The organism is Streptomyces sp. Ru72 (genome assembly GCF_002920635.1).
Lineage (GTDB): Bacteria > Actinomycetota > Actinomycetes > Streptomycetales > Streptomycetaceae > Streptomyces.
The window spans coordinates 1-17,754 of record NZ_PQSR01000077.1 but is presented as its reverse complement, the minus strand read 5'-3'; the positions used below and the strand labels follow the sequence as shown (position 1 = coordinate 17,754).

The window sequence follows — 17,754 nt, the reverse complement described above, 5'->3', positions numbered from 1 at the left end:
GCCTGACTCGGCTTGCTCGGACTGCACCGTACCGACCCGACTTGGATTCCCCAGTGACCTCCACCGCTGCACTCGTCGACGCCCACCATCACCTGTGGGACCTCGCCCGGCGTCCGCAACCCTGGCTGGACGACCCCGCCGTGGCGTCGATCCGCCGCACCTTCACCCCCGATGACCTGCGCTCCACCGCCACCCTTCCGGTCGCGGGCCGCCGGCTGCACAGCACGGTGGTCGTGCAGTGCGTGGCGGACGTGCCCGAGACCGAGGACCTGCTCGCGCTCGCGGAGGATGAGCCGCTGATCGGGGCCGTGGTCGGCTGGGCGGACCTGACGTCCCCGGCCATCGGTGACGTGCTCGACCGGCTGCTCGCCGGGCCGGGCGGCACGTATCTGCGATCCCTGCGCCACCTCGTCCAGGGCGAGACGGACCCGGGCTGGCTGCAACGACCCGACGTCGAACGCGGGCTGGCGGCGGTCCGGGACCGGGGGCTCTGCTACGACGTGCTCATCCGCAGCCATCAGCTCGACCAGGCGATCCGACTGGCGGAACGCTTCCCCGACCTCCCCCAGGTACTCAACCACGCGGGCAAGCCGTCCATCGCCCGGCACGACCTGGCCGACTGGGAACGCCAGGTGCGCCTGCTGGCCGGACACCCCCAGGTGGTCTGCAAGGTGTCGGGCCTGATCACCGAGGCCGACCACGAGACCTGGACCACCGCAGACATCCGGCCGGTGTGGGACGTGCTGCTCGCCTCCTTCGGGCCCGACCGGCTGATGTTCGGCTCGGACTGGCCGGTCGCGAACCTAGCGGGAGGCTGGAACCGCTGGGCCGCCACCGTCGACGAACTGCTCACCGGTTGCGCCGAGAGCGACACCCAGGCACTTCTCGCCGGCACCGCGACCGCCTTCTACCGCCTTCCCCAGCCCGCCGCCGACGCCACGCAGCACAACCCGCGGGAGGAGTTCCCGTGACGTCTGACCGACAGGGCGACGACCGCTGGGCAGCCCTCGCGGACCAACTGCCCGACGACTGCGCCGCGAACGGGGTCCACCCGCACTTCGCCGGCGCCGCGACCGCCTTCCACCGCCCGCCTGACCGATTACAACCGCCGCTCTGTCGTGAGGTGAACCCCCGCCCCCCTCTGACGGTGCGGAACCACCCCGACTCGCAAGGTGGTGCCGCTCATCGGCGCGCCTCGGCCCTCGAGACGCTCAGGGACGGGCGTGATCAAGATCCGCGTCAACCGCACCGAGAACACCCAGGGAGCCGCCTCATGAACACCTGCTCGACCGTCCGAACCAGCAGGAGGGGCAGACGATGAAACCGGTCATGTCCCCCTTCCGCACGTTGTCAGCAGTCCTTGCGACGGCTCTCTCGGCCGTGCTGCTGACCTCCCTCACCACGCCGACCCCGGCCTCGGCCGCGACCCAGGCGACCTACTACGTCGCCCCCGACGGCGACGACGCCAACCCGGGGACGATCACCGCGCCGTTCAGGACCTTGCAGCACGCCCGGGACGTCGTACGCACGGTCGACGACAACATGACCGGAGACATCAACGTCTATCTCCGCGGCGGCGACTACCCGGTGAGCAGCACCATCGACTTCACGCCGGCCGACTCCGGAACGAACGGCCACCATGTCGTCTACGCCGCCTACCAGAACGAGAAGCCGGTGCTGAACGCAGGCGTTCAGGTGACCGGCTGGACCCAGCACAGCGGGAACATCTGGAAGGCCACGCTCAACCGCGACGACAAGCTCCGCGCTCTCTACGTCAACGGCAAGCGCGCCCAGATGGCCTCGAAGACGATCAACTCGGCCGGCTGCTACGGGACCTACACCGTCACGGCCGGCCAGGCTCCCTGGGCCTGGGAGTCGGGTTCGCAGTGCGACGGAGCCAAGTACAGCCTCTCCGACCTGCCCGCCGTCGCCTCCAACCAGGACGACGTCGAGATCAAGTCGGCGACGACCTGGACCACGGCCATCGTGGGAGTCCGCCAGATCACCACGAGCTCGGACGGCGCGAGCCGCGTGGCTCTGTTCCAGCAGCCGGGCGCGGCCATCGCCCAGGGGCCGCCGAACGGCAGATTCAACGCCGGCGGCGGCAGCCACACCTTCATGAACGCGTACGAATTCCTGGACCAGCCGGGCGAGTTCTACTTCGACAAGACGAAGCACACGCTCTACTACTACAAGTCCGGCTCCGAGGACATGACCACGGCGCAGGTCTTCGCGCCGAACAACGTGTCCACCCTCATCAGGATCGCCGGCACGTCCACGACCAGCCACGCGCGGAACATCTCCTTCTCCGGGCTCACCGTGGAGCACTCCGACTGGAACCTGGTCGATGTCGCGGGCTCCGTCTTCCGCCAGGGCCAGCAGGGCAACGCCAGCTCGACCGTGTACGCGAGGCAGAACTTCCACGCGTACACCTACCGCAACGTCGACCTGCCGCCGGCTGCCGTACAGATGGAGAACGCCGACGGGATCGTCCTTTCGCGCACCACGGTGCAGCACACCGGCGCCGACGGGATCACCCTGGCCAACGACGTGACGGACACGCAGCTGACCGGCAACTACGTCAACGACATCGCCGGATCCGCCATCACCGTGGGACACCCCCAGCACGTGTACATCGGGGACTACACCCCGACCAACCACGAGAAGTACCCGGTGGACGTCGAGGGCGTCTGCAAGAACATCTCGATCACGGACAACTACCTCTATGACAGTGCGGTGCTGTTCCAGGGGTCCAGCCCGGTGTCGGCGTACTTCGTCGATTCGCTCTCCGTGCAGCACAACCGGATCGAGAAGTCCCCGTGGGCCGGCATCACCCTCGGCTGGGGTTGGTGGAACTTCGACGGATCGGCGAACTCCATCCGCCCCGGCGTGCCGACCACCACGGCGAGGAACAACACCATCAGCCACAACCAGATCGTCGACACGATGCAGGTGCTCGGCGACTCCGCTCCCATCTACACCCTGGGCAGCCAGCCGGGAACCGAGATCAGCGACAACTACATCCAGGGCGTTCCGGCCGGCCACAAGTACGGCATGCACCCCGACGAAGGTTCCGCCTACCTCAACGAGCACGACAACGTGCTCGACGTCGACCCGGGCCTGGCGTACACCATCAACTCCGGCACCTGGGGCCGGCAGCACGACCTGACCATCACCGACACCTACGGCACCGTCAACAAGATGGCCAACAAGAACGTCCCGAACAGCACCATCGAGGACGTGCACGCGTATCCGGACCGCGTGTGGCCGTCGCAGGCGTACGACATCGCCGTGAACTCCGGCCCGGAGGGCGCCTACAAGGACATCGTCCCCCGCGGCAACCTGGGCCTGCAGGACTACGCCCTGCCCGCGAGCACGTTCACTGGCAAGGGCGAGTCGTCCGTCCCCGTCCGCTCCCTCGGTGACGCGACCAGGACGCTCTGGCTGGCCCCTGCCGGTACGACGACGTTCGCCGTCGGCCCCACCATGACGAAGGCGGCCGGAACCGCGACGGCCATCGCCGTCCCGCCAAAGCCCGGCGACTACCGCCTCTACGTCGTGGACGCCCAGGGGAAGGCGTCCCCCGCGTCGAAGTCGCTCGTACGGCAGCGATGGGCCTACGTCGACGACAAGGACTCCGGCCTGACCTACTCCGCCGGCTGGTCGAACTGGAACGACTCGCGCGACTTCAACGGGTCCGAGAGGTACACGAACAGGGCGGGCGACTCCGTCCAGTACTCCTTCACCGGCTCGGGCGTGCGGTACCTCGGCATGAAGCAGCCGAACATGGGCAAGGTCGACGTCTACCTCGACGGCGCCCTGGCGCAGTCGGGCATCGACGCCTATGCCCCGACGGTGACGAAGCAGGTACCGCTGTTCGAGAAGACGGATCTCGCCGCGGGCCCCCACACGATCAAGGTCGTGTGCGCCGGAACGAAGAACACGGCCTCTTCCAACACCGTCTGCGCGCTGGACGCGTTCGCCTCCATCCCCTTCCCCGCCCCGAGCGTGTTCTACAAGGTCCTCAACAAGAACAGCGGCAAGGCGATCGACGTCTCGGGCGCATCGACCGCCGCCGGGGGGAACGTCCTCCAGTGGAACGACACCGGGGCGCAGAACCAGCGCTGGCTGTGGGTCCCGGTCGGTGACGGCAGCTACGAGATCGTCAACGAGAACAGCGGTCAGCTGCTGGACGTCTCCGGCGGATCCACCGCGGACGACGCGACCATCGTCCAGCAGCCCGACGACAACGCCGCGAGCCAGCACTGGACCCTGGTCGCGGCCGGAAACGGCTCCTACAAGATCAAGAACGTGAACAGCGGCAAGCTGCTCGCTGTGTCCGGTTCCTCGACGACGGCGGGTGCCCAGCTGGTGCAGACGGCGGACACGAACGCCGACAGCCAGCTGTGGCGGGCGGTGAGCGTGGACTGAGTCCCTCCGCGCCACGGTCCCAAGCAGGCGGTGGGCCGGAAGGCCATCGCTTTCCGGCCCCACCGCCTTCTGCCGTGCGTCGGGTCATCCGGTCACTGGATCGTCCAGGCCTGGTTGGACTGGTTCAGGGGCATCCACTGACTGATGGCGGCTCCGTTCGCCGTCGATCCGCCACCGACCTCCAGGACCTGCCGGCTCTCGAAGTTGCGGATGACGTACCCACCGCTGACCGGCTCGAAGTACCACAGCTGGTTGCTGCCGCCGTTGTAGGTGTACTGCTGCAGCGCGGTCCCCCTCCGGTGACTGGAGTTGTTCATGTCGAGGACCTTGCCGCTGTTGCGGTTCACGATCTTGAAGAGCTGACCGCTGACCGGGACGATGTTCCACTGCTGGTTGGCGCCACCGGTGCTCGGCCACTGGATGACGCTCGCGCCGTCGGCGGTGGAGTTCTGGTACACGTCCATCAGCTGCCCGCTGTTGACGTTCTTGATCGTGTAGTACGTCGACGGGTTGGTGTTCGGCGTACCGGTCGCGTCCTCCAGCGCCCCGCCGGCCTGCTGCACACTGAAGTCCGCGATGAAGAAGTACCCGCCGTCGGTCTTGGCGACCCGTACGTAGCGGAACTTCTGGCGGACGTCGATGTTGCCCGTGAGCGTCGAGGCGAGCGGCAGGGTGCTCGTCTGACGTCCCACGACGGTGTAGGTGCCGAAGGACGGGTCGTTGGAGGCCCGGACCTCGAAGTTGCCGCGGGTCTCGGACTGGTCCAGGTCCTGCCGGGTCGTCAGGGAGAACTGTCCGAGCTGGTAGGCCTGCCCGAGATCGACCTGCCACCAGGCCGAGGTGTCGCTGCCGGTCGGCGACCAGCCGGTCGAGCCGTTGTTGTCGTTGGCCTTGGCCGCCACCCACGCTGAGCCGTACACCGAGGAGGCGGACGCCGGCTTGTTGTAGGCGAGGTTGAGCTTCGCCGCCAGCCCCTGGTAGGCGGGCTCCAGACCGGAGGCCTTGATCACCGAGTCGCCGGACGTGGTGTTGTTGGTGAGCGTGACGTTGGAGCCGTTGCGGTTCTGGTTGATGAATCCGTCGGTGCGCGACAGCACGTTGTTCGACAGGGTCATGTTGTTCGACCCCTCGTCCAGGTATATGCCGCTGACCGCGGACGTGCAGGCGGCCGGCATCCGCACCACGTCGTGGACGTAGTTGCCGTTGAAGACCGTGCCCGGGTCGTTCGAGAGGTGGTAGATACCGGCGGAGTCGCACAGCCGGTTCATCACGTTGCCGATCCGGTTGTAGCTGACGCTGTTGTTGCCCTCGGCGTTGGCCGCCGACTGCCAGCCCCAGCCCAGCGATATGCCGGCCCACGGAGCGTCGGAGATGTCGTTGTGGTCGATGGTGGTGCTGTTGACGAAGCCCGCGTTGATGCCCGCGGTGCCCAGGTAGTCCTCACCGATCCGGGTGATCAGGTTGTTCTTGACGGTGACGTTCTTGACCACCTCCCGGGCGTCCTCACCGGCCGGGGAGGTCGGCGGGTTGTAGATGGTGTGGAACTCCACGGTCGGGTCGGAGAACTTGCCGACCGTGATTCCGTTGCCCGCGGTGTCGTAGATGACGTTGCCGGTCACGGTGCTGTCGTGCACGCCGTGGTGCAGGTCCAGGGCGGTGGCGCCCATCTGTGTGAAGGTGTTGCCGGTGAAGGAGAGACGGTCGGCGTACGACGCCTGGACCCCGCCCGGCGGACGGCCGACGTACTGGTTGTTGGAGGTGTCGGCCGACAGGTTGTAGTTGCCGCCCTGGCCGTTGAGGTAGCCGTTGTTCGTCGCCTCCATCCAGGTGGTCTGGGTGAAGGTGAGTCCGGAGAAGCGCAGGTCGTGGGCGGGACTGTCGAGGTTCGTGCCCTTGATGTCGAAGAGCGTCTGCAGCGTCGGCGCCTGCACGCTGGCCGTGGACATGTCCTCGCCGGGGCGGGGCTTGTAGTAGACGGTCTGCGCCGCGGTGTCGACGTAGAACTCGCCCGGTTCGTTGAGGAACTCGTGGGCGTTCTCGAAGTGCAGGGGAGAGCCGTTGGACAGGATCGGGAAGGGGCGCGGGAACAGGATGCCCGCCTCGTGGTCCTGGATCGACACATCGGCGGTGCCGTTGGCGGAGCTGATCGACTTCAGCCGCAGGTAGCTCTCGCCCCACTGCGTCTCCAGCATCATCTCGACCTGGCTCAGATGGTTCCAGTTGGAGACCTGGGAACTGAGCACCTTCAGCAGCTTGTTGGTCTTGTCGCTGCCCTGCAGCTGGAAGTCCGAGCCGATGTCGGGGTAGCGGGCCCGGGTGGCGCGGACCCCGTTGACGTACATCTGCCGGAAGTCGAGGGTGCCGACCGGCGCCTTGTACTCGCCGCCCGCGGCCGCGGTCCAGCCGGTGATCGCCTTGCCGCCGGTGATCACGGGCGTCTCGCCGTTGTACGCCTGGTAGACGACCGTGTGGCCGTTCGTGCCCGAGTCGCTGGTGCCGAAGGTGATCGGGGTGGTGAGGGGATAGGTGCCTCCGCGCAGGTTCACGACGATGTCGTCGGACATGTTCGCGTTGACGGCCCGCACCGCGGCCTGGGCGGCCTGGATGGTCTTGAACGCTGTGGCGGTGCTGGTTCCCGAGTTGCTGTCACTGCCGTTGACAGGGTCGACGTAGAAGTTCGTGGTGGCCGCGTAGGCGGGTTGAGCGGGCAGTACGGCCGCGAAGACGACGGTGGCCGCTGCTAGCGCCCCGACCGTCCCCGCGCCGATGCGTAGGGGTCTCATATATGGCGTCCCTTCATGGAGCCCCGCTGTTCCATGAGTTGTATTTATCGAGGCAGAGGGACGGTGGCGTCAAGACGCCAGCGGTGGATCTTTTCCGTGAAGCAACAAGAGCACTGTTTCAGGATGATGGAAAACGAGCCCGGTTCTCCGGGACCGGAGCGTCGCCCACCCATCGCACTGCAACAGCAGCAACCCGGCCAGGTTCAACAGGTTCCCTGTATGAGTCGTACTCATTTGCCTCCCGGAGTCGTCTTCGTCAGCGCACACATCAATACACCTGAGTTCCGGTGAGACGTGACCCGGCGCGGACGAAGACGGGTATGCGCTCCAGGGGCGCGGCGACGGTCAGCGTCCTGCCGCCCTCGTGTTCCGTCCCGGTCGCGGTGTCGATCCAACGGGCCCCGTGCGGCAGGTGGACGGTACGCTCGCGAGCGCCCGCCTCGATCACCGGAGCGACGAGAAGGTCGGGGCCGAGCATGTACTGGTCCTCGACGTCCCAGGCGGTCTCGTCGTCGGGGAAGTCGAAGAACAGCGGGCGCATGGGCGGGGCGCCGGTGCCGTGTGCGGTCTCGGCGAGTTCGTGGAGGTAGGGGCGCAGGCGTTCGCGCAGGAGGAGGTGGTCGCGCAGGATCGGGTAGGCCTGCTCGCCGTACGACCAGACCTCGTTGGGGCCGCCGCTCATCCGCGCGCTGAAGGGCTGGTTCGGCTCGCGGTCCCCGTGCAGGCGCATGACAGGGCTGAAGGTGCCGTACTGGAACCAGCGGATGAGCAGTTCCCGGTACGCCGGGTCGTCCGGGTTGCCGCCCAGGAAGCCGCCGATGTCGGTGTGCCACCAGGGGATGCCGCTCAGGGCGACGTTCAGGCCCGCGCGGACCTGGGCGGCCAGGGAGTCGAAGGTGGGGAGGATGTCCCCGGACCACAGCGCGACTCCGTGGCGCTGGCTGCCGGCCCAGACCGAGCGGATCAGGCTCAGCGGCCGGTCGTCGCCGGTTGCGCGCAGTCCTTCGGCGACGGCGCGGGCGTGCTCGCCACCGTATGCGTTGCCGACCTGGGGGCCCGGGCCGGCGTGGTAGACGGCTCGCGGCGCGAGGCTCGGCGGCAGGTCGGGTTCGCAGGAGTCGAGCCAGAAGGCGGCGACGCCCGACTGCAGGTAGTTGGCGCGGAGTTGCTCCCACAGCAGTCGCCGGGCACGGGGGTGCGTCGCGTCGTAGTACGCCATCGGCAGGTAGCGCTGGTCACCGCCGCGCGCCGGCCAGTGGTGGCGCAGAAGGCCGCCGTGGCTGTCGCGGACCAGGCCGCCGCAGGCGCGCAGGGCATCGTGGTTGGCGCTGTCGTCCTGCAGGGTGGGCCAGACGGACACCACGAGCCGTACGCCGAGGGAGTCCAGCTCCTTGGTCATGGCGGCGGGGTCGGGCCAGTCCTCCGGGTCGAACGACCAGTCACCCATTCGGGTCCAGTGGAAGAAGTCGCAGACGATGACCGACAGCGGCAGGCCGCGGCGGTGGTGCTCGCGGGCGACGGCGAGGAGTTCGTCCTGGGTGCGGTAGCGCAGCTTGGACTGCCAGAAGCCGCTCGCCCAGTCGGGCAGCAGGGGCGGGTGGCCGGTGGCGTCGGCGTAGGCGGCCATGATCTCGGCGGGGGTGTCGCCCGCGACGATCCAGTAGTCGATCTGGCGGGTCTGCTCGGCGACCCAGCGGGTGGCGTCCGCGGCGAGTTCGACGCGGCCCGTGGCGGGGTTGTTCCACAGCAGTCCGTAGCCGCGGGAGGAGTGCAGGAACGGGATCGTGACGACGGTGTTGCGCTGGACGAGGTCGATGACGCGGCCCTTGTGGTCCAGGCCGCCGTGCGGCTGCTGACCCAGGCCGTGGATGCGCTCGCCGTCGTAACCCTCGAAGAACTGCTCGGCGGTGTAGGTGCCGTCGCCGCGCGGGGTGTGGACGCGGGGGCCTGGGTATCCGTGGCAAGGCCGCTTCTCGGCCAGCAGTTCGCGGGCCTCGTGCCCCTCCCCCGTACGCAGGAACCGCAGTCGCCCGGCCGCGTCGGCCTCCACGGTGATGCGTCCGTTGACCAGGCGGGCTGTACCGTCCTCGCGGACGTGCACGTCGGCCTCGCCCTCGTCCCGCACCGGCAGGTCGAGCGCCCAGCTCCGCTCGTCGTCGATGGTGTCGGCAGCCGCGCGTACCCGGACCGCGTGCGGGCCCCAGGGTTCGACGCGCAGCACCTCCCCCTGGGTGCGGCGCTCGATCCCTGCCTCGACCTGCTGGTACATGGGCGTACGGTTCCTTCCGGTGCGGGTGGCGATGGCGGTGGGGCCTACGCGTGGTCGGTGCCTCGGGAGAGGTCGGGTCCACCGTCGAACTCGACGGCGAGGACCGTGGCGGGCCGGTCGAGGGCGGACGCGGGCGCTGCGCCGGTCCACGGAACGAACCACGGCTGGAGGGGCAGGACGTCAGTCCTCGAAGGGGAAGTCGGTCACCGCGAGCCCCGCGGTGCTGCTGTGCACGGTGCCGTCCGGGCCGCCGATGCGCAGCTGCCAGGGATGCGGGCTGTCGGTCCTCACGTGGAGCCGGCCGCCCTCGCGGCGCACGCGGAAGCGGGCCGTCTCGCCGGGGCCGTCGGTACTCGGGATCACGACCGTGCGCTCGGCGCCGTCGACGAACGAGTGCACCCGCAGTTCGACGCCCTCGGCCCAGGCGGAGACCGGGTGCTGGTCGTCGGCCGCCAGTGGGATGACGGAGTCCGGGCGGGCCAGCAGTGGCAGGGTGTGGAAGTCGTGCTGCTCACGCACCCAGCGAGGGCCGGTGACCCGGGCGCCGGTCAGGATGTTGGTCCAGGTTCCCTCGGGCACGTAGTACTCGACCGTGCCGTCGTCGGTGAGGACCGGTGCGACGAGCAGGTCGTCGCCGAGCATGTACTGCCGGTCGAGCAGGGCCGCCGTGGGGTCGTCGGGGAACTCCAGCAGCATGGCGCGCATCACGGGGATGCCGGTGGTGTGCGCCTGCTGGGCGGCGCGCTGCAGGTAGGGGGCGAGGCGGTGCTTGAGGAGGGTGAACTCGCGGGTGACCTCGACCGCTTCCTCGCCGTAGTCCCACGGGACGCGGTACGAGTTGCTGCCGTGCAGGCGGCTGTGCGAGGAGAGCAGGCCGAACTGCACCCAGCGCTTGAAGACGGTGGGGGTGGGGGTGCCCTCGAAGCCGCCGATGTCGTGGCTCCAGAAGCCGAAGCCGGACAGGCCGAGGGAGAGTCCGCCGCGCAGCGACTCGGCCATGGCGCCGAAGTGGGAGTCGCAGTCCCCGCCCCAGTGCACGGGGTACTGCTGGCCGCCGGCGGTGGCCGAGCGGGCGAAGAGCAGCGCCTCTCCCTCGCCGCGCTCCTCGCGCAGCAGCTCGAAGACAGCTTGGTTGTAGAGGTGGGTGTAGTAGTTGTGCATCCGCTCCGGGTCGGAGCCGTCGTGCCAGACGACGTCCGTGGGGATGCGCTCGCCGAAGTCGGTCTTGAAGCAGTCCACGCCCTGGGCGAGCAGAGTGCGCAGCTTGCCGGTGTACCAGTCGCGGGCGGCCGGGTTGGTGAAGTCCACCAGAGCCATGCCGGCCTGCCACAGGTCCCACTGCCACACGGTGCCGTCCGGTCGGCGCACCAGGTGGCCCTCGCGCATGCCCTCCTCGAACAGGGGGGACTTCTGGGCGATGTACGGGTTGATCCAGGCGGAGATCCGCAGGCCCCGTTCCTTGAGCCGGGCCAGCATGCCCGCCGGGTCGGGGAAGGTGTCGGAGTCCCAGTCGAAATCGCACCACTGGTAGGCGCGCATCCAGAAGCAGTCGAAGTGGAAGACGCTCAGTGGGATGCCGCGCTCGGCCATGCCGTCGATGAACCGGTTGACGGTGGCCTCGTCGTAGTCGGTGGTGAAGGACGTGGTCAGCCACAGGCCCAGCGCCCAGGCAGGGGGCAGCGCCGGACGGCCGGTGAGCGCGGTGTAGCGCTCCAGGACCTGCTTCGGGGTGGGGCCGTACACGACGAAGTACTCCAGCGACTGGTCCTCGACGCTGAACTGGACCTGGCCGACCGACTCCGAACCGACCTCGTAGCTGACCTTGCCCGGGTGGTTGACGAAGACGCCGTAGCCCCGGTTGGTCAGATGGAACGGGATGTTCTTGTAGGCCTGTTCACTGCTCGTGCCGCCATCGGCCTGCCAGATGTCCACCGTCTGGCCGTTCTTGACGAACGGAGTGAACCGCTCGCCCAGGCCGTACACCGACTCACCGACTCCGAGCGAGAGTTGCGCCACCATGTGATGGCGGCCCTCGGCGTCGGTGACGAACCCGGTTCCCCGCTCGCCCGCGGCGGTCAGCACGCGCCCGTCCGCGGTGAACTCCAGCCGCCACGGCTGGGAGCTGTCGACGCGCAGGGTCAGTTCGCCGGAGGTGAGTTCCAGCAGCGTGCCGTTTCGGCTGACCTTCCCCACGCCCTCGCCGGCGCCCGGCAGCGCGAACTCGGGTCCGCTGCGCGCCGATCCGGCGTGGTGGGTGGTGCGCACGCCGATCACGCCCTCGGCAGGGGACCAGCACTCCACCGTCAGCAGCGGGCTGTTGAGGGTGCCGCCGCGGCGGGCGACGTGCTTCACGGGGGCGTGGAGAGTCATCCGGTTGGCGCCGGCGCGGACGTCCGCGACCTCGGCGGCGAAGCGCGGGGTGCAGCCCGGGCGCATCAGCCAGTAACCGTCCGTGAACTTCATCGGGCGTCCTTCCTCACGGCACGGTGTGCGCTCATCAGGTCCCGGTACCAGCGGTAGCTGTCCTTCGGGGTTCGGGTCAGGGTGTCGTCGGCTGCGACGGTGCCGGCGTCGGCGGCGTCGTCCTCGGTGATCCGGACCGAGGGCGGCTGCGGGCAGCGGGCGTGGAGGTGGAGAAGCAACTCGGTGAGCCCGGACGGGACGACGGGCCGGCCCATGGTGGTGTGCCGGGTGCCGTACGGGTCCACTTCGGCCACGCCGATGTCCACCGCGGTGCCCTGCTCCGCATCGGGTGCCCGGTGCGGAGCGGCGGTGACGAGGCTGGGCCGGTAGTGGTTCAGGCCGGCGAAGTCCGGCGGGGTGCCGATCACCAGGGCGATGTCCTCGCCGTGTCGGTGGTGGTGGTCGGCGGCCGTGTCGCCGGTGGCTCCGGCGACCGTGCGGCCCGGGCTGTGGCTGAAGGTGTCCCGGAAGGAGGGGCCGCGGGCGTCCTCGTCGTGGGCACCCTTGATCCGGTGGGCGGCGCCGGCGGCGCCGAAGCGGAAGCCGGCGGAGGGCACCGGGATGGGGGGGTTGGTCATGTGGTTCGGTCCTGGCTCTGTCAGACGGCTCCGGGCTCGCCGTGCGGGTCGTCGGCGGGCGAACCGAAGCGGAAGGCGGCGAGGCGGAAGGCACCGTGCAGGGTCAGCCGCAGGTCCTGGACACCGCTGCCGGGGGCTGCGGTGCCGGCGGCTACCGTGGTCCACGTGTAGCGGCTGCCCGTGACCGGTACGGCGATCTCCGTCAGCAGCCGGTCGCCGGCCCGGACCTCGAGGCGTGCCTCGCCCGGGCCGGTGACCTCGCGCGCCACCTCGGCCTCGAAGCGGGCGGCACGGGACAGGTCGACGGAGCGGAACAGCAGGGTCGCGGGACGCGCGGGATCGGCCGGGGTGACCGCGTCGCCGGCGGTGCGGGTGGCGTCGACGAGGGTGACGTCCGTGTAGTCGTCGAAGTCGACGGCCAGGGTGCGCCGGTCGACGACCGCCCGGGGTTCGGGGGCCGCGCCGGTCACCGTCAGCGGGGCGGTCAGGGTGACGTGTTCCGCGGAACGGGCGACGAGGACCTCGTAGGCACCGGGGTCCACGGTGAAGGCCCCTGTGGCGACGTCCCAGTGAGCGAGCTGTTCGGCGGCGAGGCGGAAGACCAGCTCCCGGCTCTCGCCTGCTTCGAGCCGTACCTTGCGGAAGTCGGCGAGCTTCAGCCGGGGCGCCTCGTAGCGGGCGTCCAGGGCGCGGACGTAGAGCTGGACCACCTCGCTTCCGGACCGCGTTCCGGTGTTGGAGAGCGTCACCGTGACGTCGAGCGTGCCGTCCTGCGCCACCGTCGCCGTGGACAGCCGCAGGTCCTCGTGGGCGAAGTCGGTGTACGACAGGCCGTGGCCGAACGGGTACAGGGATGCCGTGCGGTGGTACTGGTAGGTCCAGCCCGCCTTGATGACGTCGTAGTCGAGCGGGTGCGGGAGCTCGTCGTCGCCCCGGTACCAGGTCTGCGGCAGCCGGCCCGCGGGGTCGGCCTCGCCGAGCAGTACGGCGGCCAGTGCCCGGCCTGTCTCCTGCCCGCCGTGGGACGTCCACACCACGGCGGGCAGGTGCTCATCGGCCCAGTCGAGGGCGTAGGGGTAGCTGCTCATGACGACGAGCGCCGTCTCCGGGCGGACCGCGGCGACCGCGCGCAGCAGCGCCTCCTGGGTCTGGGGCAGTGCGATGCCCGTACGGTCCTCGGTCTCGCGGCCGTTGATGAGCGGGTGGTTGCCGAGGACGACGATCGCCACGTCGGCCGCCTCTGCGGCGGCCCGGGCCTCGGCCGCGCCGTCCCGCAGCAGCTCGCGCTGCCAGCGTTCGGCGGCCTGCGGGGTTTCGGCGGTGACGCGGACCCGGCCGTCGGCGGGATCGACGACCGCGTAGCGGCCCGTGAAGGCGTTGCGCAGGAGCACGGTGTCGGCGTCGCCGGCCGGATCGGGCTCCAGGAAGAAGGTTTCGTTGATGAACCAGGTCTTGATGACCTCCCGGTCCGCGACGAGCGAGTCGTCGTCCTTGCGCGTGAGGTAGCGGCCGGTCGCGGTGTCGCGCAGGGTCAGGGCGCCGTTTCCCCACTCGGAGACGGCGAACGCGGTCCCGCCCAGTGGGTCGCCCGTGGTTCGGGAACGCAGCGCGATCCGGTCGGCGCCCTCCACGGTGACGACGTCGCCGCCGTCGTCCCCGAGCGCCGCGCGCAGCCCGGAGGCGATGCCGACCTCGTAGGGCAGGGTGCCGCTGTACCAGTCCTCGTACAGGGTGTCGGCGAGCGGGCCGATGACGGCGACCCGCGGTGTGCGGTCCGCGTCGAGGGGCAGCAGGCCGTCGTTCTTGAGCAGCACCACCGATTCGGTCGCGGCGCGCAGGGCGAGGGCGCGGTGCTCGGCGCAGTCGATCACCTCCGGGCCGATGCCGGTGTACGGATCGAGGTCGGGGTCGAACTCCCCGAGCCGGAAGCGCAGTTGCAGCTGGCGCCGTACCGCGCGGTCGATGTCCGCCTCGTCGATCAGGCCGCGCTCCAGAGCCTCGCGCAGCCGGCCGATCACGGTCGCGCTGTCCTCGTTCTGGTCGGTGAAACTGTCGATGCCGGCCTTCAGCGCCGCGGCGTGGCCCGCGGCGTGGTCGTCGAAGTAGTGCTCCGGGTCGACCAGGTTGGACGGCGCCTCGGCGTCGCTGACGACGAACAGCTCGTGTCCGGTCGGTAGGGCCCAGCTGCGCAGTTCGGTCTCGATGAGCGGGCTGACGTGACAGGGGCGGCCGTTGACCAGGTTGTACGCGGCCATCGCGCCGGTGGCCGCGCCCGAGGCGACGACGGGCCGGAAGGCGGCCAGGTCGTACTCCTGCAGGACGCGCGGGCGCAGGCCGGAGGAGGTGACGCAGCGGTCGTCCTCGTTGTTGTAGGCGAGGAAGTGCTTGAGCACCGCGGCCGCGCGCAGGTAGGTGGGATGGCCGCCGGCCAGACCCGCGCAGTAGGCCGTGCCCAGCCGTGCCGTGTGTACCGGGTCCTCGGAGTAGCCCTCCTCGTTGCGGCCCCAGCGCGGGTCGCGCAGCAGGTTCACCACGGGGGCCCACGCCTGGAGGCTGTTGGTGCCGATGCCGTTCGCCGTCGGGCGGTGGTAGTGGAAAGCGCGCAGCTCGACGGAGACGGCCTCGGCGACCTGGTGGACCAGGCCCTCGTCCCAGGTCGCGCCGAGTCCCACGGCCTGCGGGAAGACCGTCGCCTCGCCGAGCCAGGACACGCCGTGCAGCGCCTCCGTGCCGGTGCGGAACGAGGCGATGCCGAGGCGCTCGACGGCCGGTGCGTACTGGTGCAGCAGCGCGATCCGCTCGTCGAGCGTGAGCCGCCCGAGCAGGTCGTCGACGCGCTTGTCGATGGGCAGTACCGGGTCGCGGAACGGGAGCCTGGCGGCAGGCAGGGACGAAGAACCCACGAGGAAGACCCCTAAGCAGGCTGGTGACGGGCTGTCGAAGCGCTTCGACGCTCCCACTGCAGCCGCAGGCTGTCAACGACTAGACCAAAAGAAATTTTCGATGACGCCTGCCCTCTTGTTTTGCAAGAAACGTGTCATTAACGTTCCCCGCCGGACCAGGTGAAGCGCTTCGACGATCCGGAGGGGAAGGGCCGTCGCCTTGAGTAACGAGTCGAACCGGGCTCCGCGAACGCAGCGCGGCCAAGGGGTGAACCGGTCGCCCGCCTGCAACCCCGCCCTTTGACCGGGAGCGGCTCCGCCCGCCCATCCCCCGCTGCTGGAGCGGAGCCGCTCCCCCACCACCGTCAGGAAGGACACGGACACGCCACCATGGTGACCATCGCCGACGTGGCCGGATGCGCACGCGTCTCGTCCAGCACGGCCAGCCACGAGCTCGACGGCAAGCGCACGATCTCCGAGGAGACCCGGCGTGGCGTCCACCGTTCCGCGGCGGCCCCAGGCCACCACCCCGGCGCCGGCGCCCGCACGCCGGCGGGCCGCCGCTCGGACCTCGAGCTGGACGACCAGCGCATCCCGGCGCTGCGGGCCGAGGGCACGCAGGCCATGCGCGTCGGCCTGCCCGACGACCCCAGTGGACTGTCCTGCGTCGACCACGACTTCGCGGCCGCCCGTGCGCTGTGCGTGGACCACCTCGCCGATCTCGGCCACCGGGACGTCGCCTTCGTCGGCTACGGGCCCGGCGTCCCCGAGCGGCTCGCCGGACGCACCGAAGGCACCCCGGCGGGCTTCGGTGAGCGCTCCGGGCAGCGCGGTACGAGCTTCCTGCAGCGTGCGTGCGACGGCACGTACGACGGTACCGCCGGGACACCGGCCCGCGTGCTCGCCGACCGGCCCGAGACCACCGGGTTCGTGGTGCAGAACGAGGAAGTGATCGGCCCGCTGCTCAACCGGCTGGGCGCGGACGGGGGGTCGGCCCCCGAGGGCGCCTCGGTGGTCGGCCTCTGCCCGGAGCAGCCGGCCGGGCAGCACGCGCTCGCGCTCACCGCCGTCCGCGGACCTGCACAGGAACTCGGCCGTGTGGCGGTCGAGCAGTCGATGAGCCGGCTCGGCGCCGTGATGCGGGGTGGAGCAGCCGGTGGACGAACGTCTCCTTCTCCCGCAGCTCTGACGGTACGTCGGAGTCGTCGCCCAGCAGTTGCCGAGTCCCTTCTTTCCAAGGACCAGTCATGACCACCCGCAGCCTGACCGACCGCCTGGGCGGCCTCGCCTTCGGCGGCGACTACAACCCCGAGCAGTGGGACGAGCCGGTGTGGAAGGAGGACGACGAACTCATGCGCCGGGCCAGGGTCAACCTGGCCACCGTAGGCGTCTTCTCCTGGGCCCTGCTGGAACCGGAGGAGGGCCGCTACGACTTCGCCTGGCTCGACGCCCACATCGACCGCCTCCACGCGAACGGCGTGGCCGTCGACCTCGCCACCCCGACGGCCTCCCCGCCGCCCTGGTTCACCCTGGCCCATCCCGACGCGCTGCCGGTCACCCCGGACGGCACCCGCCTCACCCACGGCAGCCGCGACACCTACTGCCTCACCGCGCCCGCCTACCGCAGCGCGGCCCGCCGCATCGCCTCCGCCCTGGCCGGACGCTACGGCGACCACCCCGCCGTCGCCCTGTGGCACGTCCACAACGAGTACGGCACGCTCTGCTACTGCGACCACACCGCCGCCGCCTTCCGGGTGTGGCTGCGCGCCCGCCACGGCTCGCTGGACGCCCTCAACGAGGCGTGGGGAACGGCGTTCTGGAGCCAGCGCTACACCTCCTGGGAACAGGTGCTGCCGCCGCGCGCGACGCAGTGGCACAAGAACCCCGGCCAGGCACTGGACTTCCGCCGCTTCTGGTCCGACGAGATCATCGCCGCCTACCGCGAGCAGCGCGACGCGATCCGCGCGCACAGCGACCGGCCGGTGACGACCAACCTGATGCTCCCCGGCTACCAGAACATCGACCTGTGGGCCATGGCCCGCGAACTCGACGTCGTCACGTCCGACCAGTACCCCGGCTCACCCGGTCTGGACGCCGCCGCCGACGCCGCCTTCCACGCCGACCGCGCCCGCTCCCTGGGCGGCGGACGCCCCTGGCTGCTGATGGAACAGGGCACCAGTACCGTCTACGACCGCGACCGGGTCCTCGCCAAGGAGCCCGGGGACATCCTGCGCCACACCCTCGGGCACATCGCGCGCGGTTCGAGGGGCCTTGTCTTCCAGTGCGGCAGTCCCGGGCCGGCGCCGAGACGTGGCACTCGGCGATGGTCCCGCACACGGGGCCGGACA

General features: G+C 70.0%; 9 protein-coding genes. 4 read left to right on the top strand and 5 right to left on the bottom strand.

What is annotated here, in order from left to right; translation table 11 throughout:
- The first annotated feature begins 53 nt into the window (after positions 1-53).
- Both C3488_RS28290 and C3488_RS28285 read left to right on the top strand, forming a co-directional pair.
- The gene (locus C3488_RS28290) at positions 54-971 is read left to right on the top strand and encodes an amidohydrolase (protein WP_258053713.1); all 918 of its coding nucleotides are present in this window, start codon (positions 54-56) and stop codon (positions 969-971) included.
- A gap of 346 nt (positions 972-1,317) precedes the next feature.
- The gene (locus C3488_RS28285; protein WP_103843758.1) at positions 1,318-4,431 is read left to right on the top strand and encodes an RICIN domain-containing protein; all 3,114 of its coding nucleotides are present in this window, start codon (positions 1,318-1,320) and stop codon (positions 4,429-4,431) included.
- A gap of 92 nt (positions 4,432-4,523) precedes the next feature.
- Here C3488_RS28285 and C3488_RS28280 read toward each other — a convergent pair whose 3' ends face one another.
- From C3488_RS28280 to C3488_RS28260, 5 genes are all read right to left on the bottom strand, one after another.
- On the bottom strand, positions 4,524-7,214 hold the full coding sequence (locus tag C3488_RS28280) for an RICIN domain-containing protein (RefSeq protein ID WP_103843757.1): 2,691 nt from the start codon (positions 7,212-7,214) through the stop codon (positions 4,524-4,526).
- Between the two features lie 268 nt (positions 7,215-7,482).
- Positions 7,483-9,483: a TIM-barrel domain-containing protein gene (locus tag C3488_RS28275; RefSeq protein ID WP_103843756.1), complete on the bottom strand. Its 2,001-nt coding sequence runs from the start codon at positions 9,481-9,483 to the stop codon at positions 7,483-7,485.
- A 180-nt stretch (positions 9,484-9,663) separates the two neighbouring features.
- Positions 9,664-11,946, bottom strand: coding sequence for an alpha-xylosidase (gene yicI, locus C3488_RS28270; protein ID WP_103843755.1), 2,283 nt, complete (start codon positions 11,944-11,946; stop codon positions 9,664-9,666).
- Positions 11,943-12,524: a family 1 glycosylhydrolase gene (locus C3488_RS28265; RefSeq protein WP_103843754.1), complete on the bottom strand. Its 582-nt coding sequence runs from the start codon at positions 12,522-12,524 to the stop codon at positions 11,943-11,945. The genes yicI and C3488_RS28265 overlap by 4 nt, the downstream gene beginning before the upstream one ends.
- A 20-nt stretch (positions 12,525-12,544) precedes the next feature.
- Entirely contained in the window at positions 12,545-15,427 is a 2,883-nt protein-coding gene (locus C3488_RS28260) for a glycoside hydrolase family 3 protein (protein WP_103843753.1), read from the bottom strand.
- 369 nt (positions 15,428-15,796) lie between these two features.
- On the opposite strand from C3488_RS28260, the gene C3488_RS28255 reads away from it, so the two are divergent.
- Together C3488_RS28255 and C3488_RS28250 are read left to right on the top strand one after the other, a co-directional pair.
- Positions 15,797-16,657, top strand: a complete 861-nt coding sequence (locus tag C3488_RS28255) for a substrate-binding domain-containing protein (protein ID WP_103843752.1) — start codon at positions 15,797-15,799, stop codon at positions 16,655-16,657.
- Positions 16,654-17,754 (top strand): beta-galactosidase (locus C3488_RS28250; RefSeq protein WP_258053711.1); only part of this gene is annotated, 1,101 nt, incomplete at its 3' end. The genes C3488_RS28255 and C3488_RS28250, both read left to right, overlap by 4 nt.